The 25804-nt window shown below is 61.9% G+C and carries 26 protein-coding genes; 9 read left to right on the top strand and 17 right to left on the bottom strand.

Annotation, left to right across the window (positions count from 1 at the left end):
* From E0E29_RS07725 to E0E29_RS07710, 4 genes are all read right to left on the bottom strand, one after another.
* Positions 1–588, bottom strand: coding sequence for an ANTAR domain-containing response regulator (locus E0E29_RS07725; protein ID WP_130849375.1), 588 nt, complete (start codon positions 586–588; stop codon positions 1–3).
* Positions 589–629: 41 nt separating this feature from the next.
* Positions 630–1076 (bottom strand): EutP/PduV family microcompartment system protein, encoded by a 447-nt coding sequence (locus E0E29_RS07720; RefSeq protein WP_130849374.1) that lies wholly within the window; start codon positions 1074–1076, stop codon positions 630–632.
* A gap of 11 nt (positions 1077–1087) precedes the next feature.
* Complete coding sequence (eutS, locus tag E0E29_RS07715) at positions 1088–1438, bottom strand: ethanolamine utilization microcompartment protein EutS (protein ID WP_130849373.1); 351 nt, start codon at positions 1436–1438, stop codon at positions 1088–1090.
* A 291-nt stretch (positions 1439–1729) separates the two neighbouring features.
* Positions 1730–2863 carry a 1-propanol dehydrogenase PduQ gene (locus E0E29_RS07710; RefSeq protein ID WP_130849372.1) on the bottom strand — a complete coding sequence of 378 codons (1134 nt, stop codon included), beginning with the start codon at positions 2861–2863 and terminating at the stop codon, positions 1730–1732.
* 416 nt (positions 2864–3279) lie between these two features.
* Here E0E29_RS07710 and E0E29_RS07705 point away from each other — a divergent pair, with 416 nt between their 5' ends.
* Entirely contained in the window at positions 3280–4512 is a 1233-nt protein-coding gene (locus E0E29_RS07705; RefSeq protein WP_130849371.1) for a GNAT family N-acetyltransferase, read from the top strand.
* Positions 4513–4527: 15 nt separating this feature from the next.
* On the top strand, positions 4528–4992 hold the full coding sequence (locus E0E29_RS07700) for a GNAT family N-acetyltransferase (RefSeq protein ID WP_130849370.1): 465 nt from the start codon (positions 4528–4530) through the stop codon (positions 4990–4992).
* Between the two features lie 41 nt (positions 4993–5033).
* Here E0E29_RS07700 and E0E29_RS07695 read toward each other — a convergent pair whose 3' ends face one another.
* Genes E0E29_RS07695 through E0E29_RS07685 form a run of 3 tightly spaced genes read right to left on the bottom strand, consistent with a single transcriptional unit; the run spans position 5034 to position 6456 of the window.
* Entirely contained in the window at positions 5034–5255 is a 222-nt protein-coding gene (locus tag E0E29_RS07695; RefSeq protein ID WP_130849369.1) for a hypothetical protein, read from the bottom strand.
* A gap of 21 nt (positions 5256–5276) precedes the next feature.
* Positions 5277–5900 (bottom strand): CYTH domain-containing protein, encoded by a 624-nt coding sequence (locus E0E29_RS07690; RefSeq protein WP_130849368.1) that lies wholly within the window; start codon positions 5898–5900, stop codon positions 5277–5279.
* A gap of 4 nt (positions 5901–5904) precedes the next feature.
* Positions 5905–6456 (bottom strand): DUF2284 domain-containing protein, encoded by a 552-nt coding sequence (locus tag E0E29_RS07685; RefSeq protein ID WP_130849367.1) that lies wholly within the window; start codon positions 6454–6456, stop codon positions 5905–5907.
* Positions 6457–6612: 156 nt separating this feature from the next.
* Between E0E29_RS07685 and glpK the strand changes: the two genes are divergently transcribed.
* The gene (gene glpK / locus E0E29_RS07680) at positions 6613–8112 is read left to right on the top strand and encodes a glycerol kinase GlpK (RefSeq protein ID WP_130849366.1); all 1500 of its coding nucleotides are present in this window, start codon (positions 6613–6615) and stop codon (positions 8110–8112) included.
* 43 nt (positions 8113–8155) lie between these two features.
* Here the strand turns inward: glpK and E0E29_RS07675 are convergent, their stop codons facing one another.
* Entirely contained in the window at positions 8156–8869 is a 714-nt protein-coding gene (locus tag E0E29_RS07675) for an ATP-binding protein (RefSeq protein ID WP_130849365.1), read from the bottom strand.
* A 3-nt stretch (positions 8870–8872) separates the two neighbouring features.
* Positions 8873–9370, bottom strand: coding sequence for a pyridoxamine 5'-phosphate oxidase family protein (locus tag E0E29_RS07670; RefSeq protein WP_130849364.1), 498 nt, complete (start codon positions 9368–9370; stop codon positions 8873–8875).
* Positions 9371–9580: 210 nt separating this feature from the next.
* Between E0E29_RS07670 and E0E29_RS07665 the strand changes: the two genes are divergently transcribed.
* Positions 9581–10507 (top strand): nucleotidyltransferase family protein, encoded by a 927-nt coding sequence (locus tag E0E29_RS07665; RefSeq protein ID WP_130849363.1) that lies wholly within the window; start codon positions 9581–9583, stop codon positions 10505–10507.
* 51 nt (positions 10508–10558) lie between these two features.
* On the opposite strand, the gene E0E29_RS07660 is transcribed toward E0E29_RS07665, so the two are convergent.
* The 6 genes from E0E29_RS07660 to E0E29_RS07635 form a co-directional block, all read right to left on the bottom strand.
* A complete protein-coding gene (locus E0E29_RS07660) occupies positions 10559–11647 on the bottom strand; it encodes a putative NPN-dependent ornithine cyclodeaminase (protein ID WP_130849362.1) in 1089 nt (362 codons plus the stop codon).
* Between the two features lie 53 nt (positions 11648–11700).
* Complete coding sequence (locus E0E29_RS07655; RefSeq protein WP_130849361.1) at positions 11701–11973, bottom strand: GNAT family N-acetyltransferase; 273 nt, start codon at positions 11971–11973, stop codon at positions 11701–11703.
* 86 nt (positions 11974–12059) lie between these two features.
* On the bottom strand, positions 12060–14375 hold the full coding sequence (locus E0E29_RS07650; RefSeq protein ID WP_130849360.1) for a sensor histidine kinase: 2316 nt from the start codon (positions 14373–14375) through the stop codon (positions 12060–12062).
* On the bottom strand, positions 14347–15048 hold the full coding sequence (locus E0E29_RS07645; RefSeq protein WP_130849359.1) for a response regulator transcription factor: 702 nt from the start codon (positions 15046–15048) through the stop codon (positions 14347–14349). The genes E0E29_RS07650 and E0E29_RS07645 overlap by 29 nt, the downstream gene beginning before the upstream one ends.
* A gap of 76 nt (positions 15049–15124) precedes the next feature.
* Positions 15125–16525, bottom strand: a complete 1401-nt coding sequence (gene pdxR / locus E0E29_RS07640) for a MocR-like pyridoxine biosynthesis transcription factor PdxR (RefSeq protein ID WP_130849358.1) — start codon at positions 16523–16525, stop codon at positions 15125–15127.
* Complete coding sequence (locus E0E29_RS07635) at positions 16522–17721, bottom strand: tRNA(Met) cytidine acetate ligase (RefSeq protein ID WP_130849357.1); 1200 nt, start codon at positions 17719–17721, stop codon at positions 16522–16524. Before E0E29_RS07635 ends, pdxR begins: the two co-directional genes overlap by 4 nt.
* A 159-nt stretch (positions 17722–17880) precedes the next feature.
* On the opposite strand from E0E29_RS07635, the gene E0E29_RS07630 reads away from it, so the two are divergent.
* Both E0E29_RS07630 and gdhA read left to right on the top strand, forming a co-directional pair.
* Positions 17881–19077: an acetate/propionate family kinase gene (locus E0E29_RS07630; protein ID WP_130849356.1), complete on the top strand. Its 1197-nt coding sequence runs from the start codon at positions 17881–17883 to the stop codon at positions 19075–19077.
* A gap of 279 nt (positions 19078–19356) precedes the next feature.
* Complete coding sequence (gene gdhA / locus E0E29_RS07625; protein WP_130849355.1) at positions 19357–20706, top strand: NADP-specific glutamate dehydrogenase; 1350 nt, start codon at positions 19357–19359, stop codon at positions 20704–20706.
* A gap of 385 nt (positions 20707–21091) precedes the next feature.
* Here the strand turns inward: gdhA and E0E29_RS07620 are convergent, their stop codons facing one another.
* The gene (locus tag E0E29_RS07620) at positions 21092–21949 is read right to left on the bottom strand and encodes an IS3 family transposase (RefSeq protein WP_130848714.1); all 858 of its coding nucleotides are present in this window, start codon (positions 21947–21949) and stop codon (positions 21092–21094) included.
* Entirely contained in the window at positions 21946–22218 is a 273-nt protein-coding gene (locus E0E29_RS07615) for a hypothetical protein (RefSeq protein WP_080907005.1), read from the bottom strand. The genes E0E29_RS07620 and E0E29_RS07615 overlap by 4 nt, the downstream gene beginning before the upstream one ends.
* Before the next feature lie 173 nt (positions 22219–22391).
* Here E0E29_RS07615 and E0E29_RS07610 point away from each other — a divergent pair, with 173 nt between their 5' ends.
* The 3 genes from E0E29_RS07610 (at position 22392) to E0E29_RS07600 (ending at position 25792) form a co-directional block, all read left to right on the top strand.
* Positions 22392–23984: an NAD(P)/FAD-dependent oxidoreductase gene (locus E0E29_RS07610; RefSeq protein WP_130849354.1), complete on the top strand. Its 1593-nt coding sequence runs from the start codon at positions 22392–22394 to the stop codon at positions 23982–23984.
* A 158-nt stretch (positions 23985–24142) separates the two neighbouring features.
* Complete coding sequence (locus E0E29_RS07605; RefSeq protein ID WP_130849353.1) at positions 24143–25276, top strand: tyrosine-type recombinase/integrase; 1134 nt, start codon at positions 24143–24145, stop codon at positions 25274–25276.
* A 60-nt stretch (positions 25277–25336) separates the two neighbouring features.
* A complete protein-coding gene (locus E0E29_RS07600; RefSeq protein WP_130849352.1) occupies positions 25337–25792 on the top strand; it encodes an AlbA family DNA-binding domain-containing protein in 456 nt (151 codons plus the stop codon).
* Positions 25793–25804: the final 12 nt, after the last annotated feature.

Here is a 25804-nt window from a genome sequence, read left to right as displayed (position 1 = left end):
TCACTGACCCCCGGACTTCATCAAGATGATCTCGGCTACCCGGCGCATGGACAGGTTCTTAGTCTGGCTGAGCTTCCGGATGTAATCATAGGCGTCCTGCTCGGTCATGCCCTCCTGGGCCATGACCTGGCCTTTGGCCTTCTCGATGATGCTGCGGTTCTCCAGCCGCTCAGACACCTTCTGCATATCCTTTCGGAGCTTCTTCATGTCCTTGCTGCGGGCCACCGCAAGCTCGATGCTGGGGACCAGGGATTTTTCGTCAATGGGCTTGACCAGATAGCCGGCCACCCCGATGTCTTTGGCCTGATCCACGAATTCCCGCTCACTGTACGCTGTGAGCATCATCACTGTGTCGGCCAGGTTTTCTTCATACACGATCTTGGCGGCGGACAGGCCGTCCAGCAGGGGCATCTTGATGTCCATGAGCACCAGGTCGGGCCGGCACTGCTTGCAGACCTCCACAGCGTCGAAGCCGTCGGCAGCCTCTCCGACCACCTGATAGCCCTCTTCCGACAGCAGCTCTTTCAAGTCCATTCGGGTGATGGGCTCATCGTCGGCGATGACCACCCGGATCCCGTCCTTGTACATTCCACTTCTTCCTCCTTGCTATGCCGGCGTCCGTCCGCCCGCTACAAGTACCCCAGGAACCGCAGCAGCTCATCGACTCCCTCGCCGCTGACGCTGCTGGTCACGAACATCTGGTTCGCTCCCGCCATACGCAGGTACTGCTTGGCGCGTTCCACCTGCTCCGGCGTGGCAATGTCACACTTGGTCACCACACCGAGGGCGGGCTTGGCAAACTGGCTGTTATAGGCCGGAGGGAACATGGTCCCATCCTCGGTGGCGTCCTGGACAAAGACGATCACATCCGCGTCCGCCGCCGTCACCATCAGGGCGCCCCGAAAATAACGGCGCTCCAGATATTCCCCCGGCGTATCGATCATGGTCTGATTGATGACCTGCACTGTCTGGGTCTTGTGATAAGTTAGATCCTCATGGTTGATCCGCTGGCACAGGGTGGTCTTTCCCGCCGCCGAGCGTCCAATGAGGATGATCCTCTTCTTTCGTTCTTCCATTTCCACCGGCCTCAGGTCTTGGTCATAGGCGTGGGGCTATACCCCATCATGTCGCACAGCACCTGCATCACACTGTGGAGGGCGGCCTCCACGGCGGCCACATCACCGGTGATGACCAGCGAACCGTTGAACCGGTCCACAAAGCCGATCTCCACCGCCGCAGCCTTGGTGGACACATCGGCGGCGATCATGGCGGCCTCACTGGGGGTGATGGTCATGATGCCGATGGCACCCCTCGCATCGATCAGACCCAGCTTCGTATAAAGGGAGTCGTCCGGGCTGGCGATCACATGGCACAGTGTCACCTGCTTACCGGGGACGAACTCCTGAATAATTCGTTTTTTCTCATCCAATTCGATCATGGCGCTCACCATCCTTCCATGAGCAGCGGTATCACCTGACAAAAAAGCCCCCACAGGATCAATCTTTTTCAGCATCAATCCCTGGGAGCTCCATCGCTCGGCTCAAACACCTGCGTTTCCTATCGATCCGCGCTGCTTCCGGCACTAACGGCGCGCCTTCCGCCACTTTTATACAAAAGCATCTGAAATCGCACCGATGCTTTTTGTATATTTTATCAGCCAAAAGAAGCATTGTCAATGCTTTTCTCTTCTTTCGGCTGCGGCCGGCAGCGCCGACCGCAGCCGTCGGACTCAGGGCAGCTTCCCGATATAGGCTTTCCGGAATACCTGGAGAATATCCTCCTTGGTGCAGGGCTTGGGGTTGGTAGCGGTGCAGCGGTCGGCCAGGGCGGCCTCCGCCATGGCGTCCAGCTCGGCCTCGAATTCCTCTTTGTTCACGCCGGCGGCCTGGATGCTGGAGGGGATGTGGAACTGCTCCACATACTTCCGGGCGGTGCGGATGAGGTTCAGGGCACTCTGGCGGACGCTGGAGCTCTCCAGGCCCAGCAGACGGGCGATCTTGGCATACCGCTTGGCCACAGGGGTGAGGCTCTCGGCACAGCCTGCGTTGAAGCTCATCACATAGGGAAGCAGGATGCCGTTGGCCCGGCCGTGAGGGATGTGGAACCGGGCGCCCAAGGCGTGGGCCATGCCGTGGTTGAGACCCAGGCCGGAGTTGGAGAAGGCGATACCGGCCAGGCAGGAGGCGTTGTGCATGCCCTGACGGGCCTCCATGTTCTCCGGCTCCCGGTAGGCGGTGAGCAGATGCTTGCGCACCAGCTTGATGGACTTTTCGGCCGCCGCGTCGGAGAAGTCGTTGGCGGCGGTGGACACCAGAGCCTCCACCGCGTGGGTGAAGACGTCGATGCCGGTGTCGGCGGTGACGGAGGGGGGCACACTGGCGGTGAGCACAGCGTCCAGAATGGCCACATCGGGCAGGAGGCTGTCCTCCACCAGGGGGTACTTGACCTCCTTCTCCGGGTCGGTGATGACGGCGAAGCGGCTCACCTCGGAGCCGGTGCCGCTGGTGGTAGGCACCGCGATAAACTGGCAGTCCCGCATGTCGCAGGCCTTGGCGGCGAAGAAGACGATGGCCTTGGCCGCATCGATGGGGGAGCCGCCGCCGAAGGCAATGACAGCGTCGGGCTTGAACTCCAGAATGGTGTCCACGCCCTTGGTGACGGTGGCAATGTCAGGATCGGCCTTCACCTGGTCGAAAATGCGGTACTCCGCCCCGGCCTGATCCAGCACATCGGTGATGTAGCTCACTTTCCCGCTGGAGGACATAAAGCCGTCCGTGACGATGAAGACCCGGTGCAGCTTGGGGGCAAGGGTCTCCAATCCGCCCCCCGTCATGATCTTGGTACGCACGCTGAAGGAGTTCATATGCTCACTTCGCTCCTTTCCCGTTGACCGGCACCCTATCCGGCGCCGCCGAAAAACAAAAAGCGCCCTGAACGCAGGATAAATCACATCGATTCCCCGTTCAGGACGCTGCTTCGCATCCATTACCTTGCTGACTGTCCACTGCCTCGCGGACAAATCCCAGCTATGGCAATTTTACGACGTCAAAGGCTTTTTGTCAAGTTTTTTCTCTTGATCTCCTTCTCCTTTTGTTATATCTGTAAAAAACGGTTTGACAAGCCGGAGAAAGCCTGCGATAATGTAGGCTGTCAAAGCAGGTGCGCGGAGGTCGTCCAGCCGGCCTCCAGCAGAACAAAAGATCAGGCCTTGCCGCCATTTATGGGCAGGGTCTGGTTTTTATCCCATTTTCCCCACGCTGCCAGCAAAGGAGTGTATCAATGGAAATCAGGTTCGTTCTCCCCTCCGAACGAGATCAGCTCGCCCGCAACGTGGTGAGCGCCTTCCCGTCCAAGACGCCGGACGCCCTCCTTCGGAACATGGAAAGCGAGCTGTACCAGCCGGACGAGGGACGCTACCTCGGCTGTTTTGACGACGATGGGACCCTGGTGGGTTCTATTCTGATGATGGATTTCACCCTCAACGTCAGAGGCGTGATGATGCCCATGGGAGCGGCGGCCTATGTGTCCACCAACTTCCTCCGGAAGAAGGAGCACACGGCCATGACCATGCTCCGCGTCCTCATGGGGTATTACCAAAAGCTCGGTACAGCCATCGGCTGTCTGCACCCCTTCATGCCCTCCTTCTACCGGAAGATGGGCTACGGGTACTGCAACGAGAGCATCCTCTATCAGCCCAAACCCAGCATGATCCGTTCCTTCGGGGACAAGTCCGGTCTGTCCTACGCCGGTCCCGACGACAAGGAAGAGATCCTGCGCTTCTACCGCGCCTGGGCCGAAAAGACCAACGGCGCCACGGTCCACCACTACATGGACCCCCACCGCATCTTTGATATGCCCTACGTGGTGGTCTGCCGCAGGGAGGGCCGGATCACCGGCTACCTCACCTTCGAGTTCGTGGAGGTGGATCACTACACCGACATGTACCATGACCTGATGGTCCGGGAGATGATCTGGGAGGACGTGGACACCCTCAAGCAGTTCATGACCTTCTTCGCCTCCCAGGTGGATCAGATCGAGCGGGTGCGCATCTTCTCCCCCGACGAATACCTCCACGTCATGTTCAAGAACCCCGACACCGGTGAGAACCGGGCCCATGACGGCTGCATCCACGAGATCGGCCGCAAGACCATGGGCTATATGGTCCGCATCTTTGACGTGAAGCAGTATTTTGCCGTCCAGACCCACTGTGAGTCGCCGGTCTCCCGGCCCTTCACCCTGGCCCTCCAGGTCCGGGACACCTTCCTCTCCCACAACGATGGCACCTTCCTGCTGAAGGTGGAGGGGGACAGGGTGGCCCTGGTGGACAAGGGCGAGGCTGACGTCACCCTCTCCACCCCCATCGCCGACCTTTCCTCCTTGGTGATGGGCGCCATCCCCCTGAAGGAATTTTTGGCGTACGACCGCATGCAGCTCACCGACCCCAGCTATGCCGATGACATCCAGAAGGCCATTGGCTGGAGCGTCAAACCCAAGAACTATACTTATTTCTGAGTGGGAGGTGCGTCCATGAATGTGCGGATCACCAAGGCGGACGAGAGCCGCCTGAGCGCCTGCCATAAAGTCTTCCTGGACAGCGCCCTCTACGACCACTATTTCTCCCAGGAGGGGCGGCTGGACAAACAGCTCTCCACTGCCATCAGCCGGGGTGAGCTGTGGATCGCCCTCACCTCCCAGGACGAGGTGGCAGGGTGCATGTGGGTGGAGCCCGACGGCTTCTTCGGCACCTTCCCCTACCTGGCCCTGCTGGGCGTGAAGAAGTCCTTCCGGGGCATGGGCATTGGTCACGTGCTGCTGGAGACCTTTATCGGCGTCTCCCGGTCCCTGGGCTACAAGAAGTGCTCCCTGCTGGTGAGCCACTTCAACCCCAGAGCCAAGAACCTCTACCAGTCCCTTGGCTTCAAGAAGGTGGGCTATGTGCCCGACTGCATCCTTCCCGGCATCCACGAAAACATCATGGTCAAGGATCTATAAATGGACAAAAAATCCCGGCTCCTCACGGAGCCGGGATTTTTTTATTCCTTAGGTTTCTCTCCTCTGCTTTTGACAAAGTAGTAGAGCCGAATCAGAAAGGCAAACCAAAACAGGACGGCACAGAGGATGTTCAGCGGCAGCAGGAATTCCGGAGGCGGGTTGTGGCGGGTATACACCGCCAATATCACACAGTTGACAGTCCATACGATGGCCGCTGCTCCCGTCACCAGCAGGCTCAGCAGCCGCAGCAGTTTTTTCCTCATGGTCCCTCTTCCTCCCCGCCGTTATCGGGCCTTCTCTGCGGCAGTGAGCCACACGGCCCGCTGGTATTTAGACTCGGCAGCCGGACGCAGCTCAGGGAGACGCAGGGCGGACACCACACGGGCCAGCTCCTCCTCCGTACCGGACAGAGCCTCGATCTCCACCTGACGCTCCCTATATTCCCGGCCGGTACCCGGATTCTGATAGGTCACATCGTCAAAGGCCAGCTCAAACCGTCCACCCGCCGTCCGGGACACCTCATAGGTACGGCGGCGGTTGACCACCACCACTGTGGGGCGCAGCTGCTCCAGGCTCACCCCCGGCAGACGCTCACGCAGGAAGACCATGGGGTCAGCCTCCTGGCCCAGGATCAGCTCGTCCTCCCGGCGAAGAAAGGTGCCCTCCTGGCTGCGGAGCATGGACTTCACAGAAAGGAGGCGTTTCTCTCCCTTCTCCCGGAGGCGCAGAGAGCCGTCCTCCTTGAGAACGGCCTCCTCAGGGGTGTCGAAATAGGTATCCTGCTGAGGCTTTTCCTCCAGAAAGGCCACCTGATAGCCCGCCCGGCTCAGCTGGGCAAGGAGTTGGGTCTGGACCGCCCAGGGCCGCGTGGAATCCACCACATATTTCTGCTCCAGTTCGGTACCCATGATCTTACCTCGTCAGGAACGCGGCCACCGCCACGTTATACTCCGGCAGGCCCTCCTTGGCCCACAGCAGCTCCAGATCCAGCTGGTCCCGGGCCAGTCCGGTAAGGTCGAAACCGAAGGCGGAGAAAGAATACCGCAGCCGCTCCGGACGCCGACAGATCCGCCCAATGATCCGGCTGCACTTCTCACACTGCTCACAGCGCCCCGCCGCCACGGTATAGGAGCCGGGCACCGCCTGCTCCAGCTGGAGCAGTACCTCCAGCAGGGCCTTCTTCACTACGCCATAGCTGGCGCTCCTGACCGCGTCCGCCGCCTGGGGGGAGAGCAAAGCAACGGCCCGCTGCTCGGCATCGTAGATCACCTTGATCCCAATGAGGTAAACGGTACGGTAGCCCCCCAAAAGCTCTTCCGCCGACGGTAATCCCGGCGGACAAGACCAGTTCATGTTGTGGTCCGGACAGTGGAGGCAGGCATCCCGGAACAGATCCGGAAAACAATAGCTGTCAAGCCACTCCCGCACCGGCAGGGCCTTCACCCTGACCTCTGTGGTAAACATGTCCTCACGCCTTTCTTTTGCCCGCTCCAGGCGGGGACGCTCTTTGTCTCATCATAGCATTTCCCGCACGTCTTGGCAAGAGAAACAAGTTTGGAGTATCCAAACCGGCTTGAATGTGGTAAACTGGTCAAAACAACCACGTTTGGAGGCAAGCGTATGGGCAGATATATCCTGGCCCTGGACCAGGGCACCACCAGCTCCCGGGCCATTTTATTCGATGGGGGCCAGACCATCGCCGGGGTGGCTCAAAAGGAGTTCCCCCAGCTCTACCCCAGAGAGGGCTGGGTGGAGCACGCCCCCATGGAGATCTGGTCCTCTCAGTATGCCGTCATGATGGAGGTACTGGCCAAGACCGGGGTCTCTCCTGCAGAGGTGACCGCCATCGGCATCACCAACCAGCGGGAGACCACCATTCTCTGGGATAAGGCCACGGGCAGGCCCATCCACAACGCCATCGTCTGGCAGTGCCGCCGCACCGCCCCCCTGGTGGACAAGCTCCTCTCCGACGGCCTGGGAGACCACATCCACAGCACCACCGGCCTGGTCCCCGACGCCTACTTCTCCGCCACCAAGATCCGGTGGCTCCTGGACCACGTGGAGGGCGCCCAGGAGAAAGCCGAGCGGGGCGAGATCCTCTTTGGCACCGTGGACACCTGGCTCCTCTGGAAGCTCACCGGCGGGGCGGTCCACGTCACCGACGTGACCAACGCCTCCCGGACCATGCTCTTCGACATCCGCCGTCTGGACTGGGATGACACTCTCTTAAAAGCCCTCAATATTCCCCGGGCCATGCTGCCGGAGGTCCGCTCCTCCAGTGAGATCTACGGCTATGCCCAGCTTGGGAAGGACAAGGTGCCCATCGCCGGCATCGCCGGAGACCAGCAGGCCGCCCTCTTCGGCCAGACCTGCTTCGCCCCCGGAGAGGCCAAAAATACCTACGGCACCGGCTGCTTCCTCCTCATGAACACCGGTGAGACCCCCTGTATCAGCGGTAACGGCCTCATCACCACCATCGCCGTGGGTCTGGGCGGCACGGTCCAGTATGCCCTGGAGGGCTCCGTCTTTGTGGGCGGCGCCGTCATCCAGTGGCTCCGGGACGAGCTGCGCTTCCTCACCGAGAGCCGTGACGCCGAGTACTACGCCCAAAAGGTAGACGACACCGGCGGGGTCTACCTGGTGCCCGCCTTCACCGGTCTGGGGGCCCCCTACTGGGACATGTACGCCCGGGGCTGCCTGGTGGGCATCACCCGGGGCACCCGCCGGGAGCATATCATCCGGGCAGCCCAGGAATCCATCGCCTACCAGGTCCGGGACCTGGCTGCCGCCATGGAGAAGGACACCGGTGTCCCCCTCCAGGCACTCCGGGCCGACGGCGGAGCCAGCCGGGACAGCTTTTTGATGCAGTTCCAGGCCGACATTCTGGGCACTGATGTCGTCCGGCCCGTCATCCGGGAGACCACTGCCCTGGGCGCCGCCTACCTGGCCGGTCTGGCGGTGGGGGTCTGGAAGGATCGTGAGGAGATTCGGGGGCTTTGGCGGAAGGACGTGACCTTCACTCCGAACATGGCCGACGACCGGCGGGAAAAGCTGCTGAAGGGCTGGCACCGTGCAGTGAAGCGCAGCCTGGATTGGGCCAGAGAGGACGAAGAATCATAAAACGCTGCCCCGGAGCCATGGCTCCGGGGCAGCATTTTTCCCCTTACAGGTCCAGGATACGGCCGTCGGTGGAGATGACGGTCACCTGCCAGGGGATGAGCTTGCCGCAGTTCTGGAGGGCACGCTTCACGGCGTTCTCCAGGCCGCCGCAGCAGGGCACCTCCATGCGCACCACGGTGACGCTCTTGATGTCGTTGCGCCGTAGAATCTCGGTGAGCTTGTCGGCATAATCCCCCTCATCCAGCTTGGGGCAGCCCACCAGGGTGATCCGCCCTCGGATGAAGTCCCGGTGGAAGGCGGCATAGGCATAGGCGGTGCAGTCGGCGGCCACCAGCAGCTTAGCGCTGTCAAAGTAGGGGGCGTTCACCGGCACCAGCTTGATCTGCACCGGCCACTGGGAGAGCTGGCTCTCCTCCGGGGCGGCGGGAGCGGCAGGGGCGGCGCAGGGGGTGCGCTGGATGCTCCGGGACTGGCTGCCGGGGCAGCCGCAGGGCAGAGGGGCCGACGTCTGGGCGGCCTTGGCGGCTTTGGCCGCCTCCACGGCGGCGGCGTCATAGGCCGGGGCCTCCCGGACCTCAAAGGTGATGGCCCCGGTGGGGCAGGCGGGCAGGCAGTCCCCCAGCCCGTCGCAGTAGTCCTCCCGCAGCAGCCGGGCCTTGCCCTCCACCATGCCGATGGCACCCTCGTGGCAGGCGGCCGCGCACAGGCCGCAGCCGTTGCACTTCTCCTGGTCGATCTTGATGATCTTGCGCTCCATTCTTTATTCCATCCTTCCGAATTTCATTTCTTTCCCGGCGGCATCGTACTTCTTCCGCTTGCCGGTCAAACTGGTGATCCGCACCCGCCACACGCCGGTGCGGTCCAGGCTCCGGGTAACGGAGGTCTCGAAGTCCGCCATGTTGGAGGGGACGTGCCGCTGGCACAGCAGGCGCAGGGCTTCGGTCTTTTCCGCCGGATCGGTGACCTCCTCGGCCAGGCCGAAGGCCACCGCCGACTCATACTCGGTGGTGAACTTGTCGGGCGGAATGTGGGTGTCCCCCACCGCCGTCACGCACACCCGGCTGTCCCGGCGGAGGCAGTCCACCTTCTGCCCCTCCAAGGCACAGTGAAAGAAGAGCTCCTCCCCCCGGCGGACGATGGTCACCGGCACATTGTAGGGCCAGCCCTCCGGGCCGGTCATACCCAGCACCGCGTATTCGCACTTGTCCAGCACCATCCGGGCAAACTCCACATCCATCTCCCGGTCTTTTCTCCTCATTTCCGGTCCCTCCTCATTTTCTGTATGGATTATCCCATATCAGAACTCAAAAGTCAGTTGGAATTCCAACAATCAAACGCCTGCCACGAAAAAATATTTGGAAATCCTCCTCCGGCTCCCCAGAGAGGGGCGCTGAAACGCCTCTTCCCTTTTTCGCTTCCAGCGTGTAAAATAGCGGTGAGAGACACGGAGCACAAGGAGGATACGAACATGCAGAAACCTGTTTTGGTGGTGATGGCCGCCGGTATGGGCAGCCGGTACGGCGGCCTCAAGCAGCTGGACCCCGTAGGGGAACACGGAGAGCTCATCATTGACTACTCCATCTACGACGCCCGTCGGGCGGGGTTTGAGACGGTGGTCTTCGTCATCAAGCACGCCATTGAGGAGACCTTCAAGGCCGGCATCGGCGACCGGCTGAGCAAGGTGATGGACGTGCGCTACGCCTATCAGGAGCTGGACGACCTGCCTGAGGGCTACACCGTTCCCGAGGGCCGGGTGAAGCCCTGGGGCACCTGCCATGCCATTCTGGCTGCCCGGAAGGTAGTAGACGGTCCCTTCGCCGTCATCAACTCCGACGACTACTACGGCCCTGAGGCTTTTCGGGAGATGTACGACTACCTCTCCACCCATGAAGACCAGCCCGGCTGCTATGAATACGCCATGGTGGGCTACCTGCTGGGGAACACCGTCACCGAGCACGGTCACGTAGCCCGTGGGGTGTGTGTGGAGACGGCCGACCACTTTCTCCAGAGCGTCACCGAGCACACCCACATCGAAAAGGACGGGGACAATGCCCGCTCCACCCGGGACGACGGACAGACCTGGGAACACCTGGCCGGGGACACCATCGTGTCCATGAACCTGTGGGGCTTCACCCGCAGCTTCCTCACCGAGGCCGAAGCCCGCTTCCCCGCTTTCCTGGACCGGACCCTGGAGACAGACCCCGTCAAGGGGGAATATTTCCTGCCCAGCGTGGTGAGCGCTCTCATCGAGGAGGGCAAGGCCCGGGTGAAGGTCCTGCGCAGCCGGGACCGCTGGTACGGCGTCACCTACCACGAGGATAAGCCGGTGGTGGTGGCCGCCATCGCCCGTATGACCAAAGAAGGGCTCTACCCCGCCGATCTGTGGGGCGAATAACACAGAAACGGCGTGTGCCATACTGCACACGCCGTTTTTTGTGCTCTATATTCAGCCGCAGACGCCGTTTTTCACATGGACGATGAAGTCCTGAACATTGGTGACGATGGTCTTGACCGTCAGGCTGCCCCGGTCCCGGAGCTTGTTGACGGCAAACTCCGAGATATCCACCGAGTAGAAGTAGAGGGGACGGACCACCCCATCCACCACCCGGTAGCAGGGGGTCATGTTGCCGGTGGCCACGGTATGTAGGGTGGAGGCCATGCAAATGATGGTGGTGGCCTTCCGGATCAGGTTGCGCATGGCGTCCTGGCCCTCGTACACATTGCCGTACACCTCGGGCAGAGGACCGTCGTCCCTGACGGAGCCCACCAGCACGAAGGGAACGCCCTTCTTCACGCACTCGTAGATGATGCCGTCCTTCACGGCGCCGGAGTCCACGAAGGCCTGGATGGAGCCAAGGCGGCGGACGTCATTGATGGTGTCGATGTGGTTATAGTGGCCGTTGGGCTGGCTGCGCTGGGTATAGATGTCCTGGCCCAGAGCGGTGCCCCGGCAGCCGGCCTCCAGGTCGTGGGTGGCCAGTGCGTTGCCCCCCAGTACCCCGTCCACAAAGCCCTCCCGCACCAGGGCGGCGAAGGCGGCACGGGCGTCGGCGTCAAAGGTGCAGGCGGGACCCATGACCCACAGGATATTGCCGTGCTCCCGCTCGTGGCGGAGGAGCTCATACATGGAGTCGTAGTCCATGGAGTAGGCCGTCTCACGGCTGCGGCCCTGACGGAAGGAGAAGGCCTCCCCCGCCGCCTCCCGGTCCTCCTCAAAACCGGTGGTGTGGACATAGATGCCCTGACTGCCGTCCTCGGTGCGGCCCACCGCCACCGGGTCTCCCGCCTTCACATTGCGGAACTCCACGATAGAGACATTGCCGTCCCGGCAGACGGCCACGCAGTCCATACGGCTCTCCTGGGCCAGAACCCAGCGGCCGCCCAGGCGGAAATACTCCGGGAACATGGTGGTGGCGTGGTATCCTTCGGGCACCACCCCGTCCTTGGGGGCGGGGACCAGAGACACATCGGGGGCCTCGCTGAGGCCCAGGGCTGCAAAGTCGGGGGCGTGGTACGCGGGCAGTACAAAGCTCATGTTCCAAATCTCTCCTTCTTAAAATTCTCTGATCCGCATGTATGGCGGCGGTATCACTTCAAAAGGTCCGATTCCTCCGGATGGTCCCGGAACCAGGCCACGGCGTAGGAGCACACCGGCACCACCTTCAGTTCCCGCTGCCGGAAGCGTTTGGCTGCGGCAGACAGCAGCTTTCCCGCCGCCCCCTGCCCCCGGAGCTCCGGCGAGACGTAGGTGTGGTCGATGGACATGGCCCTGTCGGACCGCTGGTGGAAGGTGACCTGGGCCTCCATGCGGCCGGACGCGTCCTTGACATAGATCCGCTCGGCCTCATAGATGAATTCCATAGGCTTTCCTTTCCGCGCCAAAATTGCCCGTGTGATATACGTATAGTATACCACACGGGCGCTTGGTTGCCCACCCCCTGTTTTCGTCAGCCGGAGGTGGGGAAGGTCACCTCCACGGTGAAGAGGTCGGCATCGGTCTCCACCCGGAGGGTGCCGCCACAGGCGGCGGTGAAGCTGCTGGCGATGGCCAAGCCCAGACCGCTGCCGCCGTCGGTGCGGCTGACGTCCCCGCGGACGAACCGGGCGGTGAAATCCACCCCGGAGGGCAGTTCGTCCCGGGAGGTATTCTTCAATCGGGCCACTGCCCGGCCCTCAACAACCTCCAGAGTGACATAGACCCGGCTCCCCTCCAGGGAGTAGCGGAGGGCATTCTGGATCAGATTCTGAAAGACCCGGTATAGCCGGTCCCCGTCGGCGATGATCCACACCGGATTGCTGGGCAGTGTGGTGCGGAAGGTGAGTCCGCTGCGGCGGATGGTCTCGTCCATGTCGGCCATGGTCTGGTCCAGCAGGCGGGTGAGGTCCAGCTGTTCCATGTGCAGCGGCAGCTCCCCGGAGGCCGCCTTGCTCACCTCAAAGACGTCCTGCACCATGACCTGGAGCCGTCTCGCCTTCTCATTGAGTATACGGATATAATCCTTCACATGGGGAGGCAGGTCCTCCTCCTCCCCCAGCAGGGCGGCGTAGCTCACCACCGAGGTGAGCGGGGTCTTTAAATCATGGGAGACGTTGGCGATGAGCTCCACCTTCATCCGCTCGCTCTTCATCTGCTCGGCCACAGCGGAGCGCAGGCCCTCCTGGACCCGGTTGAGGTCGCCCGCGGCGGCGGACAGGTCAGAACCCTCGGGCAGAGTCAGGGGCTGGGCCGCCCCGCCGGAGCGCAGCGTGGAGAGCTGATCGGTGAGGGGGACCAGGTCACGGAGGAGGACCCAGGTCCGGTCCAGCAGCCAGGCCAGGGGGAGGAGCAGGAGCAGCACCGCCAGAAGGGCTGTCAGGATGCTCGCAAAGAAAGAGAGGCCCGTGTGGTCCCAGCAGTACCCGAACACCGTGACCAGCGACAGGAATGCCAGGATGAGGACTCCCGCTGCCGCAACCACCATCCGGGCCAGGAACCGCCGCCGCAGGGGCTGGGAGAGCTCGGCGCCCCGGAGAATCCGCCACAGGCGCCCCAGTCCACGAAGCAGCGCAGCGACCAGCCCGTGGCGCCACGGCTTTTGGTTGCAGCGCAGGTCACAGACGAGCACATAGAAGGTGGCCAGCCACAGTCCGGCAGTCAGGACAAACAAGGCCAGGAAGAACAGAAAAGACTCCACATAGTTCACAGCCCACCGCAGTTCGGACAGGGTCCACAGGGCGGGGAAGGGCAAAAAGACGAGCAGCAGCAGCTTCCACTCGAACCAGATGTGGGAGGCCAATCGGGCCGCCGCGGCCTGACGGGCGGACAGGGCGCCAGCCGCTGACTTTCCGCCGGAGAGAAGCCTGGCGCACAGGCTGTTTTTCCAAACCTGCTTGTTGTGCCGCAGATCACACCCCGTCAGATAAAGGAGCACGGGGTAGCAGAGCAGAAAGACCAGCCCCGTCACGGCGGCGAAGGCACTGAGCCCCCAGAAAAAGCCCCCAATGAGGAGCTGCCAGAACAGGAAAGCCGGGAAGATCGTCCAGAGGGCCTTGACCTCGAACCACACCCTGGCCGTCCGGGCAGCGATTGCGGCTCTCGCCTCCCGCCTGGCCCTCCGCAGCACCACCGCCAGGGTGAGGCACAGCACTGCACCGGCCCATACCCCGAAGAGGCCCAGATAGCCGTACCGAACGTAGGTGATCACCTGCTTCATATCCCAGATGGGCTCCCACCAGCCGTGGTCCACCGGCTGGGAGGCTACGGCCAGGTAAACCGTGTAGTTTTCCAGGCCGCTGGAGTCCCGGTTGACATAGCCCGGCACGTCCCACTGGCTGTCCTTTGTGTAGTAACCGTTGCCATAGACGTCTACCGTCTCCCCGTCCTTGGTGATGATCACCTTCCCGTTCCGGAAGGCCAGAAGAAAACTATACCCGTCCGGCAGGCCACGACTCAGGTCGTAGTCGGTGTTGGTATAGACGATGTCGTTGTACCCGGACCGGTAGCTCCCGGAGTAGAGGAGGTTGGTGCTTACATCGGCATTCGTCCAGAGATGATAGGTCCGCCCGCTCTGGAGGCAGTTGAGGACATCGTACAGATAGCCGGTCATCTCCCGCCGGAAGTAGGCCGTATCCCGGTAGTCGCTCTGGTAGACCACCTCCGGCCCCAGCCCCCGGGGTACCAGTCCCCAGACGGCGTACCACGTCCCCACACAGCCCGTCAGGGTGAGATAGAACCCCAGAAAGAGGACGATCACACTAACCCATTTTTTCCATCTTGTAACCAATGCCCCACACCACCTTCAAGTATTCCGGCTTTTTGGGATTGAGCTCGATCTTCTCCCGGATGCGGCGGATGTGGACCATCACCGTGTTCTCGGGGGCGAAGCACTCCCCCTCCCACACCCGGCGGTAGATCTCCTCCGCCGGGAAGATTCGGCCCAGGTTCCGCATGAGGAGGTCCACGATCCGGGTCTCGGTGGCGGTGAGCTTCACCGGCTCCCCGTCGGCCTTCAGGCACATGCCCTCCGGGTCGTAGGTGAGGCGGCCGTTGACGATCACATCCAGCCGCCCCTCGGCGTGGACGTCCCCCAGGCTGGTGTACCGCCGCAGCTGGCTGCGGACCCGCGCCACCAGCTCCGGCGGGCTGAAGGGCTTGGTCACGTAGTCGTCCGCCCCCACCGAAAGGCCCAGGATCTTGTCGGTCTCCTCGCTGCGGGCGGAGAGGACAATGATGGGGAGGTTCCGCTTCTCCCGGATGCGCAGCACCGCCGAGAGCCCGTCCAGCCGGGGCATCATCACATCCATAATGATGAGCCGGATGGCCGGGTCCAGCGCCAGGTCCAGGGCCTCCATACCGTTGTAGGCCCGGAGGACCTGATAGCCCTCCCGCTCCAGCAATATGGCGATGGCCCCTACGATCTCCCGGTCGTCATCCACCACTAAAATCCGCTCGTCCATAGATTGAAACTCCTTCCTGATGCCTCCAGCATAGCAGGCGACTCTTACAGCCCCACCGGGCATTTCTTACAAATCTCTAACGACTGCCCCAGGCGGCCTCGAGCCGCCGGAAGGCCTGACGGATGTCCTCGGCCTCCAGCCGGGCATAGCCCATGATGAGCGTGGGGGGCAGCTCCTCTGGCGGCGGCGTCAGCCAGCTGGCCGACAGGGGGTAGACCGCCACCCCTGCCGCCGCCGCCCGCTCCACCAGCTCTCCCTCTCCCATGCCGTTTTCCAGGGTGAGGAGCATGTGGAGTCCGGCGTCCGCGCCGGAGAGTCGGGCGGGGAGGCCCAGTTCTTTCACACAGGTGGTGAGGGCGGCCTTCCGGTCCCGGTATTCCACCCGCATCCGGGCGATGTGCCGCTCGAAGTGGCCGCCCTCCAAAAACCGGGCCAGGGTGTACTGTTCAAAGGAGGGCACGGTGGAGGAGTAGAGCAAAAACTCCCGCCGGTACCGCTCCGCCAGGTGGGGCGGCAGCACCATGTAGCCGATGCGGAGAGAGGGGGCCAGACTCTTGGCGAAGGTGTTGAGGTAGACCACCCGCTCTCCGGCGTCCAGGCTCTGGAGGGCTGGGATGGGCCGGCCGGAGAAGCGGAACTCACTGTCGTAGTCGTCCTCGATGATGTACCGCCCCTCCCCCGCCGCCGCCCAGGCCAGGAGCTCCCGCCGCCGGGTCACCGGCATGACGGTGCCCAGTGGGAAGTGGTGAGAGGGGGTCACATGGACCACCCGTGCCCCCGACCAGGTGAGGGCGTCCACCCGGAGTCCCTGCTCGTCCAGGGGGATGGGACAGATAAGGGCACCCTGCCGGGAGAGGATGCGTCCAAATTTCCGGTAGCCCGGATTTTCCACGGCGTACCCCCCCTCCCGGCCCAGGAGCTGGAAGAGGATGCCGGTGAGATATTCCGACCCGGCCCCCACCACCACCTGGTCGGGCTGTGCGTCGATGCCCCGGAACTCTCGGAGATAGTCCACGATGGCGGAGCGGAGGGCGGGGACTCCCTGAGGATGGATGGCCGACAGCAGGCCGCTGTCCTCCTTGGTGAGGACCTGCCGCATGAGCTTGGCCCAGGTGGCGAAGGGGAAGTGGGCGGCGTCTACGGCGTTGGTGGCAAAGTCGTACCGGGGCGCGGCTGTCGTGGCAGTGGGCGGCTCCTCCCGACGCGTCGTGGATGGAAGCGGTGGCGCCGCCGGCTCCAGAGACGAGACAAAAAAGCCCCGCTTGGGCTCAGAGCGGAGGTAACCCTCGGCCAGGAGCTGGCCATAGGCCCCCTCCACCGTCACCACGCTCACCTTCAAATGGGCGGAGAGGGCCCGTTTGGAGGGCAGTTTCTCCCCGGCGGGGAGGACCCCTGACTCGATGTCTCTACGGATCTGGCGGTAAAGCTGCTCATAGAGTGGGGTGCTCAGGCTGGGGTCCAGTACCGGTGTGATCATATCGTCCCCTCCTCTTCCCCATCATTTTTCTGTTTGGACAGCACCACCGGCCCTGTCCGCCACTCCATGCCCCCGGGCCAGGGCGCGGCAAAGCACAGTCCGTAGAGGTCGGTGCACCGGGCCTCCAGCTCGGCCAGCCTGCCCCCCGCTCCGGGCAGGGACTTGGCGTGGGCCGGCTTGGTGATGACGGGGAGACTGGCCCTCTTCCCCATCTCCCGCAGCACCTCCCGGCCCCGGTCGGTGAAGCCCAGGACCTTGAGGTAGGGGATCTCCGGCGGCCGGTCGGCAGAGGTCAGCCCCAGCATGGCCCAGGCCGCCAGCCGCCGCACCCGGGCGTGGGCATACCGCTTGGTCTTGGCGAGGTCGTAGACCTCTTCCAGGCTCCCCGCCTGCTGTCCCGCCGCCAGCAGCCGGGCGGCCAGTCCCTCCCCGCTGTCGGGGAGGGACTCCGCCTCCGCCAGGCTCATAGTCCTCAGCCGGGCCAGGGCCCACCGCTCACACCACTCCATGGAGGCGATGTCCCCCTGCCAGGCCTCAGTGAGGTAGGCCTCCGCCCGGGCGAGCTTCCCCTGACGGAGCCAGCCCCGAAGGGTGGAGGCCGAGGCAACCCCCTCCTCCGGCACCCCGTCGTGGCGGGCGCCCACCCGTTTCACCGTCAGCGCCTTCATTTCCGGCGGCAGCGCCCGAAGGTACTCCACACCCAGGTTGTCGTTTGGGTTTTCCAGGCAGGCGGCACCCTCCGCCCCCAGCAGCACCTCTGCTGCCCGGTGGCGGCAAACCGCAAAGGGCAGGCCCTGGTCCAAAAAGCCCCGGAGGGCAGTCCGGTAGTCCTCCGAATCCAGACATTCCGCCGCTCTTTTGAGCACTCCCAGGTCCCCCGACTCACTTCCGAAGGACAGCGTGTCCACCACCCCTGTGGCGGACAGCACCCCCACACCTCCCCGGGCAAAGGTCTCCGCCGAGGCACAGGCCCAGGGGGTAGGCAGTTCTAGGATGAGGTCGGCGCCCCCTCGCAGGGCCATGGCCGCCCTGGTCCACTTGTCGGTGACGGCGCACTCCCCCCGCTGGACCCAATGCCCGCTCATGGCACACACCACCGCCGTGTCCGCCCCCAGGGCCCGTCTGGTTTCGTCAATTTGCCAGGCGTGTCCCCGGTGAAAGGGATTGTATTCAGCAATGATGCCCGCAACGTTCATTGGTGCTACCTCCGAAAGGAAATTTTTTGACTTTTTCTGAAAGAATGGGTTGTTCTTTTCTGTGGAATGGGCTACAATTATAATGTCATTTTAGCGGAACGAGCGCAGATACGCAAGGACCGCCAATTATATTTCATCTCAAAGGAGCGGGATCACACAATGAAAGTTCTCGTCATCAACGCCGGCAGTTCTTCTCTGAAATACCAGCTCATGGACCCCCAGACCCAGGAGGTCCTGGCCAAGGGCCTGTGCGAGCGCATCGGCATCGACGGCCGTCTGACCCACAAGGTCCCCGCCACCAACGGCAAGTATGAGTTCGAGATTCCCATGCCCACCCACGCCGAGGCCATCCAGTCTGTGCTGGACGCCCTGACCAACGCTGAGCACGGCGTGATCAAGAGCATGTCCGAGATCGACGCCGTTGGCCACCGTGTGGTGCACGGCGGCGAGAAGTTCGCCTCCTCCGTCCTCATCGACGACGACGTCATGGCCGCCATTGAGGAGTGCATCCCCCTGGCCCCCCTGCACAACCCCGCCAACATCACCGGCATCAAGGCCTGCCAGAAGGTCATGCCCGGTGTGCCCATGGTGGCTGTGTTCGACACCGCCTTCCATCAGACCATGCCCGCCCGCGCCTTCATCTATGCCATCCCCTACGAGTACTATGAGGAGAACCATGTCCGCCGCTACGGCTTCCACGGCACCTCTCACCTGTATGTGTCCCGCCGTGCTGCCGACATTCTGGGCAAGCCCATCGAGGAGCTGAAGATCGTCACCTGCCACCTGGGCAACGGCTCCTCCGTCTGCGCCATTGACGGCGGCAAGTCCATCGAGACCTCCATGGGCTTCACCCCCCTGGACGGCCTGCCCATGGGCACCCGCTGCGGCTCCATCGACGTGTCCATCATCGAGTACCTCATGGAGACCCACCACCTGACCATCGAGGAGGTCATGAACATCCTCAACAAGAAGTCCGGCGTGCTGGGCGTCTCCGGCGTGTCCTCCGACTTCCGCGACATCGAGTCCGCCGCCGCTGAGGGCAACAAGCGCGCTCAGCTGGCCCTGGATATGTTCTGCTACAAGACCACCAAGCGCATCGCCTCTGCCTCCGCCGCCATGGGCGGCATCGATGCCGTGGTCTTTACCGCCGGCGTGGGTGAGAACTCTCCCGAGCTGCGTGAGCAGATCGTGGCTAACCTGGGCTTCATGGGCATCAAGATCGACCCCGAGAAGAACAAGACCCGCGGCGAGGAGAAGGACATCTCCGCTGCCGACGCCCGTGTCCACACCCTCCTCATCCCCACCAACGAGGAGCTGGTCATCGCCCAGGATACTGCCGCTATTGTCGGCAAGTAAGCCTCCCCGTTTCAAGCACTTTAAAGATGGACCTCCGTTTGATTGGAGGTCCATCTTTTTTATTTTGCATCATTGCCCCGCCCACCAGGGCGCCATTTTCGGTATCCTGCCAAAATCACAGCACTCGACATGCAACTTTTCATTTTTTTCTTGCAATCTTTATCTAGGTGAAGTATAATACATTCCAAATTCCGGCGTTCCCCCCGGACGGGCAGGTGTTCTCCGGATGCGCTACAAAATCAGGCGGGGCCACCCGTCAAAACAAAGGGGTTTTGGAAAATGGAATTCAAGAACGAGTACTTGCAGAGCGTATATGACGCGGCAGTGAAGAAGGACCCCAACCAGCCTGAGTTCCTCCAGGCGGTGGGCGAGGTGCTGGAGTCTCTCCAGCCCGTGGTGGAAAAGCGCCCTGACCTCCAGAAAGCTGGCATCCTTCAGCGCATCGTGGAGCCCGAGCGGGTCATCCAGTTCCGGGTGCCCTGGGTGGACGACGCCGGCAACGTGCAGGTCAACCGCGGCTTCCGTGTACAGTTCAACTCTGCCATCGGCCCCTACAAGGGCGGTCTGCGCTTCCACCCCAGCGTAAACCTGTCCATCATCAAGTTCCTGGGCTTTGAGCAAATCTTCAAAAACTCCCTCACCGGCCTGCCCATGGGCGGCGGCAAGGGCGGCTCCGACTTCGACCCCAAGGGTAAGTCCGATGCCGAGGTCATGCGTTTCTGCCAGTCCTTCATGACCGAGCTGCAGCGCCACATCGGCCAGTTCACCGACGTGCCCGCCGGCGACATCGGCGTGGGCGCCCGTGAGATCGGCTTCATGTATGGCCAGTACAAGCGCCTGCGCAATGAATTCACCGGCGTGCTCACCGGCAAGGGCCTGACCTACGGCGGCTCCCTGGCCCGCACCGAGGCCACCGGCTACGGCCTGTGCTACTTCACCGATGAGATGCTCAAGGCCAACGGCAAGAGATTCGCCGGTCAGCGTGTGGTCATCTCCGGCTCCGGCAACGTGGCCACCTACGCCAACCAGAAGGCTACCCAGCTGGGCGGCAAGGTCATCGCCATGAGTGACTCCAACGGCTACATCGTGGATGAAGCCGGCATCGACTACAAGATCATCAAGGAGATCAAGGAGGTCAAGCGGGCCCGGATCAAGACCTATCTGGACTATGTCCCCTCCGCCAAGTACGTGGAGGGCTGCTCCGGTATCTGGACCGTCCCCTGCGACATCGCCCTTCCCTGCGCCACTCAGAATGAGCTGGACGGCGCCTCCGCCCAGGCCCTGGTGAAGAACGGCTGCTTCGCCGTCGCCGAGGGCGCCAACATGCCCTCTACCCCCGAGGCCGTCACCATCTTCCAGGCCAACGGCATCCTCTTTGGGCCTGCCAAGGCCGCCAACGCCGGCGGTGTGGCCACCTCCGGTCTGGAGATGAGCCAGAACTCCCTGCGCCTGAGCTGGACCTTCGAGGAGGTCGACGAGAAGCTCCACGGCATCATGACCAACATCTACCACAACGCCGCCAAGGCCGCCGAGGAGTACGGCATGCCCGGCAACCTGGTGGCCGGCGCCAACATTGCCGGTTTCCTCAAGGTGGCGGACGCCATGCTGTGGCAGGGCATTTCCTACTAAGCGCATCTGTATTGACTTAAGACACATACTTTGTTTACCGTCCGCCACCGGGGCCCCGGCTCCGCCGGGGCGGCGCGATCAGCGCCGTACAAAGGGGGCTGGCCCGCGTGGGCCAGCCTCTTTGCCGCAGGGCGCATTCACTCCGCCCGAGGATGTGAAGTCAAATGGGGCCCCCAAAACGCTCCGCGTTTTGGGGCGGAGGACGCCATGCTGTGGCAGGGTGTGAGCTACTAAGAGGCGCTGGGACACCAAAAATCATATGGCTTACCGGCCGCCACCCGAGGCGGTACGGTAGTAGCCGTGCAAGAGGCCGCCACTCCAAACTGAACCGCCCCAAATTGTGCGGACAGCACAAAAAGGCCTCAATGTAGGGAAATATGAAGTTTTAAGCAGAGTGGCGCAGCGTGAGCGGCGCCACTCCAGTTTTTAGCTGGATGCGCTCGTGGTTGTAAAAATTGATATAGCGGTCAATCATCTCATTGGCCTCACAGAATGAGGCCGGTTTATGGCGGTAGATACACTCTGTCTTGAGGATGGAAAAGAAATTTTCCGCCATAGCGTTGTCGTAACAGTTTCCGCGTCTTGACATGGAAGGCGTAATGCCATAAGATTTTGTCAGGTCGAAGTATGCTTGCGAGGTGTACTGGAACCCCTGGTCGCTGTGGAGCTGCAACTCCGCAGCGGCCCTCTTTTTCTCCTTGCGCATGGCCAGGCGAATGGTGTCCAGCACCAGGTTGACTGTCTGCTTTGTGCCGGTCTTGTAGGCAACAATGCTGTTGTCGTAAAGGTCCCGGATCATGGACAGGTACAATACGCCCTGCTTGGTGTGGATGTAGGAGATGTCCGTCACCCATTTGCTGTTGGGCCTGTTCGCATAAAACTCCCTATTCAGCAGATTCTTGTACTTGTGGACTTGCTGCCCCATCTGCTGCCATTTTCTGCGTCTCCGGATCTCCGCAAGCAAACCATATTTCTCCATGATACGCAGGATGGTCTTGGGATTACGGTGGATGCCTCGCTTCTTCAGCACCAGCCACATTCTGCGGTAGCCATACGTACGAAAGCTGCGCTCTCGCTGTTCCGCGATGATTTCTGCAAGGGCCGCGTCTTTCTCCGGCCTGCCCAAACGATGGACGAAATCATAGTATCCGCTGCGGGATACCTGAAAGAAGCGACACATAACGGTTACCGGATATTCGTTTCTGTGCCGGTAGATTACTGCGTATTTTGCCCTTGGCCTCACTTCCTTCCTGTGGAGCGCAGAAAATCCCGCAACAGCTCGTTTTCCATCTTTAGCCGTTTGTTCTCATACTTGTACTCCGCCAGTGTTTTTGCGGGTTTACGCCCCCGCGCTTTTGGAAGGACAGGCTCCTTTAGCCAGCACTGAATAGCCCACCGGCTGATCCCATACTCCCGACATAAAGCACGCTGGCTTTCTCCTCCACGGATTCGTGACACCACTTCTTCTCGTATCCCTACCGGATACTTTTTCATCCCTTTTTTTCCGGACATAGCAAGACCCCCTAATGTAGCTTTATTTTCCTACATTAGGGGGCCTTTTGTCTATTGTCCGGTTTTACTGGAGCTGTTCAAACAGAGTGGCGGCCTCTTTTGTTGTCTTTCCTCTGAAATATCATAGAAATCTTCGCTGTTTTATGGTAGACTCTATCCCAGGTGATACGAATATGATACGAATTTCCAATCTGTCTTTGCCCATTGGCAAGGACCTTTCTGATCTGCGGAAGAAGGCTGCCAAGCGTCTGGGCATCCGTTCCGACGACATCCGGACCTTTACGCCGGTCCGTCAGTCCATTGACGCCCGAAAAAAGCAGGATGTCCACTATGTCTACACCGTGGATGTGGACGCCGCCGATGAGGCCACCCTGGTCCGGCGGGCCAACGACCGAAACGTGACCCTTCACGTCCCACAGCCCTACCGTTTCCCAACCCCCGTCCACAAGCCTGCGCTTACGCCGGTGGTGGTTGGCATGGGTCCTGCTGGGCTCTTCGCCGCTCTCTTTCTGGCCAGGGCCGGAATTCCCTCTATTGTACTGGAGCGTGGCCGCGACGTAGATACCCGCACTGCCAACGTGGAAGCCTTCTGGTCCACCGGCAGTCTGGACCCCCGCTCCAACGTCCAGTTCGGTGAGGGCGGCGCAGGCACCTTCTCCGATGGCAAGCTGACCACCGGCACGCACGATCCCCGCCTGTCTGCCGTCATGGACGTTTTGATCGAGCACGGCGCGCCGGAGGATGTGCGTTATTCCCACAAGCCCCACGTGGGCACCGATGTACTTCGGCAGGTGGTAAAATCCATTCGGCTGGAGCTCCAGGCGCTGGGCTGTGACATCCGTTTTGAACATCGGCTGGATGCCATCCAAACCCGGGATGGGCGGGTCTGCGGCCTCACGGTGGAAGGGCCTGAGGGTCCTTATACGCTCCCCTGCCATACCCTCGTTCTGGCCCCCGGCCACTCCGCCCGTGACACCTTCACCATGCTCCATGACCTGGGCGTTCCCATGGAGCAGAAGGCCTTCGCCATCGGGGTCCGCATCGAGCATGCTCAGGCCGCCCTTTCCGAAGCCCAATACGGTCCCGCCTGGCAAGCCCTCCCCCGCTCCGACTACAAATTGGCCTGCCATCTGCCTAGCGGCCGCTCTGTCTTCTCCTTCTGTGTCTGTCCCGGCGGTCAGGTGGTGGCCGCCGCCTCCGCCCCCGGCCAGGTGGTCACCAACGGCATGAGCTACCGTGACCGGGCAGGCGTCAACATCAACGGCGGACTGCTGGTGGGCGTAGGGCCTGAGGACTTCCCCGGTACCGACCCGCTGGCCGGTGTTCGCTTCCAGGAGACCTGGGAGCACGCCGCCTGGACACTGGGCACGTCAGGTGGCTCCACCCCTTTCTCCGCCCCTGCACAGCTGGTGGGTGATCTGTTGGCGAGCCGCTCCTCCACCGGCGCCGGCGCCATCTCTCCCACCTATCGGCCCGGCGTCACCTGGACCGCTCTGGACCCCTGTCTGCCCCCTTACGTCATCGGCAGTCTCCGGGCCGCCATCCCCCTTCTGGACCGAAAGGTCCACGGCTTCGCCTGTCCCGATGCCGTGCTCACCGGTGTGGAGACCCGCTCTTCCTCCCCGGTCCGTATCCTGCGCGACGGCAACGGCATGTCTTCTCTTACCGGTCTCTACCCCTGCGGGGAGGGAGCCGGCTATGCGGGCGGCATCATGTCCGCAGCCGCAGATGGGATCAGAATTGCTGAGCACGTAGCCTGTATTTAGACCGGTTTCTTTTTGTTAAATGTTGTAAAAACACCCTGATATAGCATGATCAGTGCTGCATCAGGGTGTTTTTATGCGTTTTTTGATCCATATGCTACTTTTTTGTTTCTCGATATGCTAGACTGGATTCCTCAAATTTTTGGAAAAGAGGGGTCATTATGTCAAGGAAGAGCATTGAGCGTAACATCTCCTACGACAGCGTCCGTCAGCTCTATTATGTCAATATGGACTACGGCCTGGATGAGGATGGACGACGCGTCCGTACCTATCACACCTTTGTCAGTCTGGCCCAGGCCAGAAAAGCACTCCGTCAATTTGAGACAGAGCGGGACCTCTCCCGTCAGGTCCTGCCCCGGGCAATCACTCTGGACCAGTGGCTGGAATACTGGATGGAAGAGGTCATCCGTCCGAACCGCGCCGAGACCACACTATACGGCTACCGCAAGATCATTGACAACCACCTTTCACCCGCTCTGGGTGATATTCTCCTCCAAAAACTCTCGCCGCAGGATATCCAAAAATATTACACCATGCTCATGAAGCAAAAGGGGCTTTCTCCAAATACTGTGCGGCGGCATCACGACCTGCTCTCCGCCTCTCTGCGCATGGCAGTCAAGCAGGATATCCTGGCCCGCTGTCCGACGGAGCGTGTGGAGCCGCCTCGTATGATCCCCTTTGAGGCCAAATTCTACGGCCCGGATGACTTGCGGAGACTCTGTCTGCTCACAGAGGGGACCTGGCTGGAACTGGTGGTCAAGCTGGCCGCCGGCTTGGGACTGCGCCGTGAGGAGATCTGCGGCCTGCGCTGGCTCAACGTAGACTTCGCCAATCGGGTGGTGCGCATCAAAGAGGCGCGGACCTCCGCCGGAGCTTCCATCATACAGAAAACGACCAAGACCCGCTCCTCCACCCGCACCCTCTATCTATCCGATGACCTGTATGCTCTGCTTTTGCGGGAGCAGCAGCGGCAGCAGCAGGCCTGTATCCGGGCCGACCGCGACTGGGACGACACCGGCATGGTGCTGTTGGACCGGCATGGAGAGCCCTACGCCCCCAACGCAGTGAGCCTAGCCTTCACGCGATTCATCCGCCGCAATAACATGCCCAAAATCACCCTGCACGGTCTGCGGCACACCTTTGCCACCGTGGCCTCGGCTCAGGGCGCCCCCCTCTTCGACATCGGCAAAGCTCTTGGCCACTCCACCCCTTCCACCACCGGACGGATCTACACCCACTTACTGGACCAGACCCACGCCCGCATCCTGAACCGGGTGGCGTCGGTGATGAAGTGACTTCACAGAACAGCTCAAATCAGATATAATGGTGCCAACAGAGCAAAGGAGGATGCCACCATGCTGGATCTCAACCATATGGAGCAGTACCGGGAGGGTAACCGCCTGGAGGCCAAGCTGGCCACCGGAGGTCTGCCCCACAGCATCTGGGAGACTTATTCCGCCTTTGCCAACAGCGTCGGCGGCATCATTTTGCTGGGCGTCGAGGAGCTGCCTGATCACAGCCTGCGGGTCCAGGGCCTGCTGGAACCCCACGAGATGGTCCAGGAGTTCTGGGAGAAGGTCAATGACCCCACCGTGGTCAGCGCCAACATCCTGCGGCCGGAGGACATCTGGGTGGCTGGTACCGACGACGGCAGTGTGGTGGTCATCCAGGTCCCCCAGGGAGAGCGTGACCAGCTCCCCATCTATTTAGGCAGCGATCCCTTCCGGGGCTCCTACCGCCGCAGCGGCGACGGCGACTACCGCTGCAACCGGGTCGAGGTATGGTCCATGCTGGAGGCCAAGCAGCACTGAGGAGAGAGCGTC

This window comes from Intestinimonas timonensis (assembly GCF_900626145.1).
In the GTDB taxonomy this organism is placed as follows: Bacteria; Bacillota; Clostridia; order Oscillospirales; family Oscillospiraceae; genus Intestinimonas; species Intestinimonas aquisgranensis.
The sequence above is the reverse complement of the archived record's forward strand: the minus strand, read 5'-3'. Positions and strand labels throughout refer to the sequence as shown.

Bases quoted from the DNA above. Each gene is read 5' to 3' on its own strand.
- E0E29_RS07665 (WP_130849363.1), top strand. From the start codon at position 9,581: ATGCAGAAACCTGTTTTGGTGGTGATGGCCGCCGGTATGGGCAGCCGG.
- E0E29_RS07700 (WP_130849370.1), top strand. From the start codon at position 4,528: ATGAATGTGCGGATCACCAAGGCGGACGAGAGCCGCCTGAGCGCCTGC.
- E0E29_RS07615 (WP_080907005.1), bottom strand. From the start codon at position 22,218: ATGTCCGGAAAAAAAGGGATGAAAAAGTATCCGGTAGGGATACGAGAA.
- E0E29_RS07660 (WP_130849362.1), bottom strand. From the start codon at position 11,647: ATGAGCTTTGTACTGCCCGCGTACCACGCCCCCGACTTTGCAGCCCTG.
- E0E29_RS07630 (WP_130849356.1), top strand. From the start codon at position 17,881: ATGAAAGTTCTCGTCATCAACGCCGGCAGTTCTTCTCTGAAATACCAG.
- E0E29_RS07720 (WP_130849374.1), bottom strand. From the start codon at position 1,076: ATGGAAGAACGAAAGAAGAGGATCATCCTCATTGGACGCTCGGCGGCG.
- E0E29_RS07610 (WP_130849354.1), top strand. From the start codon at position 22,392: ATGATACGAATTTCCAATCTGTCTTTGCCCATTGGCAAGGACCTTTCT.
- E0E29_RS07685 (WP_130849367.1), bottom strand. From the start codon at position 6,456: ATGTTTACCACAGAGGTCAGGGTGAAGGCCCTGCCGGTGCGGGAGTGG.
- E0E29_RS07655 (WP_130849361.1), bottom strand. From the start codon at position 11,973: ATGGAATTCATCTATGAGGCCGAGCGGATCTATGTCAAGGACGCGTCC.
- E0E29_RS07710 (WP_130849372.1), bottom strand. From the start codon at position 2,863: ATGAACTCCTTCAGCGTGCGTACCAAGATCATGACGGGGGGCGGATTG.
- glpK (WP_130849366.1), top strand. From the start codon at position 6,613: ATGGGCAGATATATCCTGGCCCTGGACCAGGGCACCACCAGCTCCCGG.
- E0E29_RS07635 (WP_130849357.1), bottom strand. From the start codon at position 17,721: ATGAACGTTGCGGGCATCATTGCTGAATACAATCCCTTTCACCGGGGA.
- E0E29_RS07645 (WP_130849359.1), bottom strand. From the start codon at position 15,048: ATGGACGAGCGGATTTTAGTGGTGGATGACGACCGGGAGATCGTAGGG.
- E0E29_RS07605 (WP_130849353.1), top strand. From the start codon at position 24,143: ATGTCAAGGAAGAGCATTGAGCGTAACATCTCCTACGACAGCGTCCGT.
- E0E29_RS07695 (WP_130849369.1), bottom strand. From the start codon at position 5,255: ATGAGGAAAAAACTGCTGCGGCTGCTGAGCCTGCTGGTGACGGGAGCA.
- E0E29_RS07670 (WP_130849364.1), bottom strand. From the start codon at position 9,370: ATGAGGAGAAAAGACCGGGAGATGGATGTGGAGTTTGCCCGGATGGTG.
- eutS (WP_130849373.1), bottom strand. From the start codon at position 1,438: ATGATCGAATTGGATGAGAAAAAACGAATTATTCAGGAGTTCGTCCCC.
- E0E29_RS07675 (WP_130849365.1), bottom strand. From the start codon at position 8,869: ATGGAGCGCAAGATCATCAAGATCGACCAGGAGAAGTGCAACGGCTGC.
- pdxR (WP_130849358.1), bottom strand. From the start codon at position 16,525: ATGATCACACCGGTACTGGACCCCAGCCTGAGCACCCCACTCTATGAG.
- gdhA (WP_130849355.1), top strand. From the start codon at position 19,357: ATGGAATTCAAGAACGAGTACTTGCAGAGCGTATATGACGCGGCAGTG.
- E0E29_RS07705 (WP_130849371.1), top strand. From the start codon at position 3,280: ATGGAAATCAGGTTCGTTCTCCCCTCCGAACGAGATCAGCTCGCCCGC.
- E0E29_RS07600 (WP_130849352.1), top strand. From the start codon at position 25,337: ATGCTGGATCTCAACCATATGGAGCAGTACCGGGAGGGTAACCGCCTG.
- E0E29_RS07725 (WP_130849375.1), bottom strand. From the start codon at position 588: ATGTACAAGGACGGGATCCGGGTGGTCATCGCCGACGATGAGCCCATC.
- E0E29_RS07690 (WP_130849368.1), bottom strand. From the start codon at position 5,900: ATGGGTACCGAACTGGAGCAGAAATATGTGGTGGATTCCACGCGGCCC.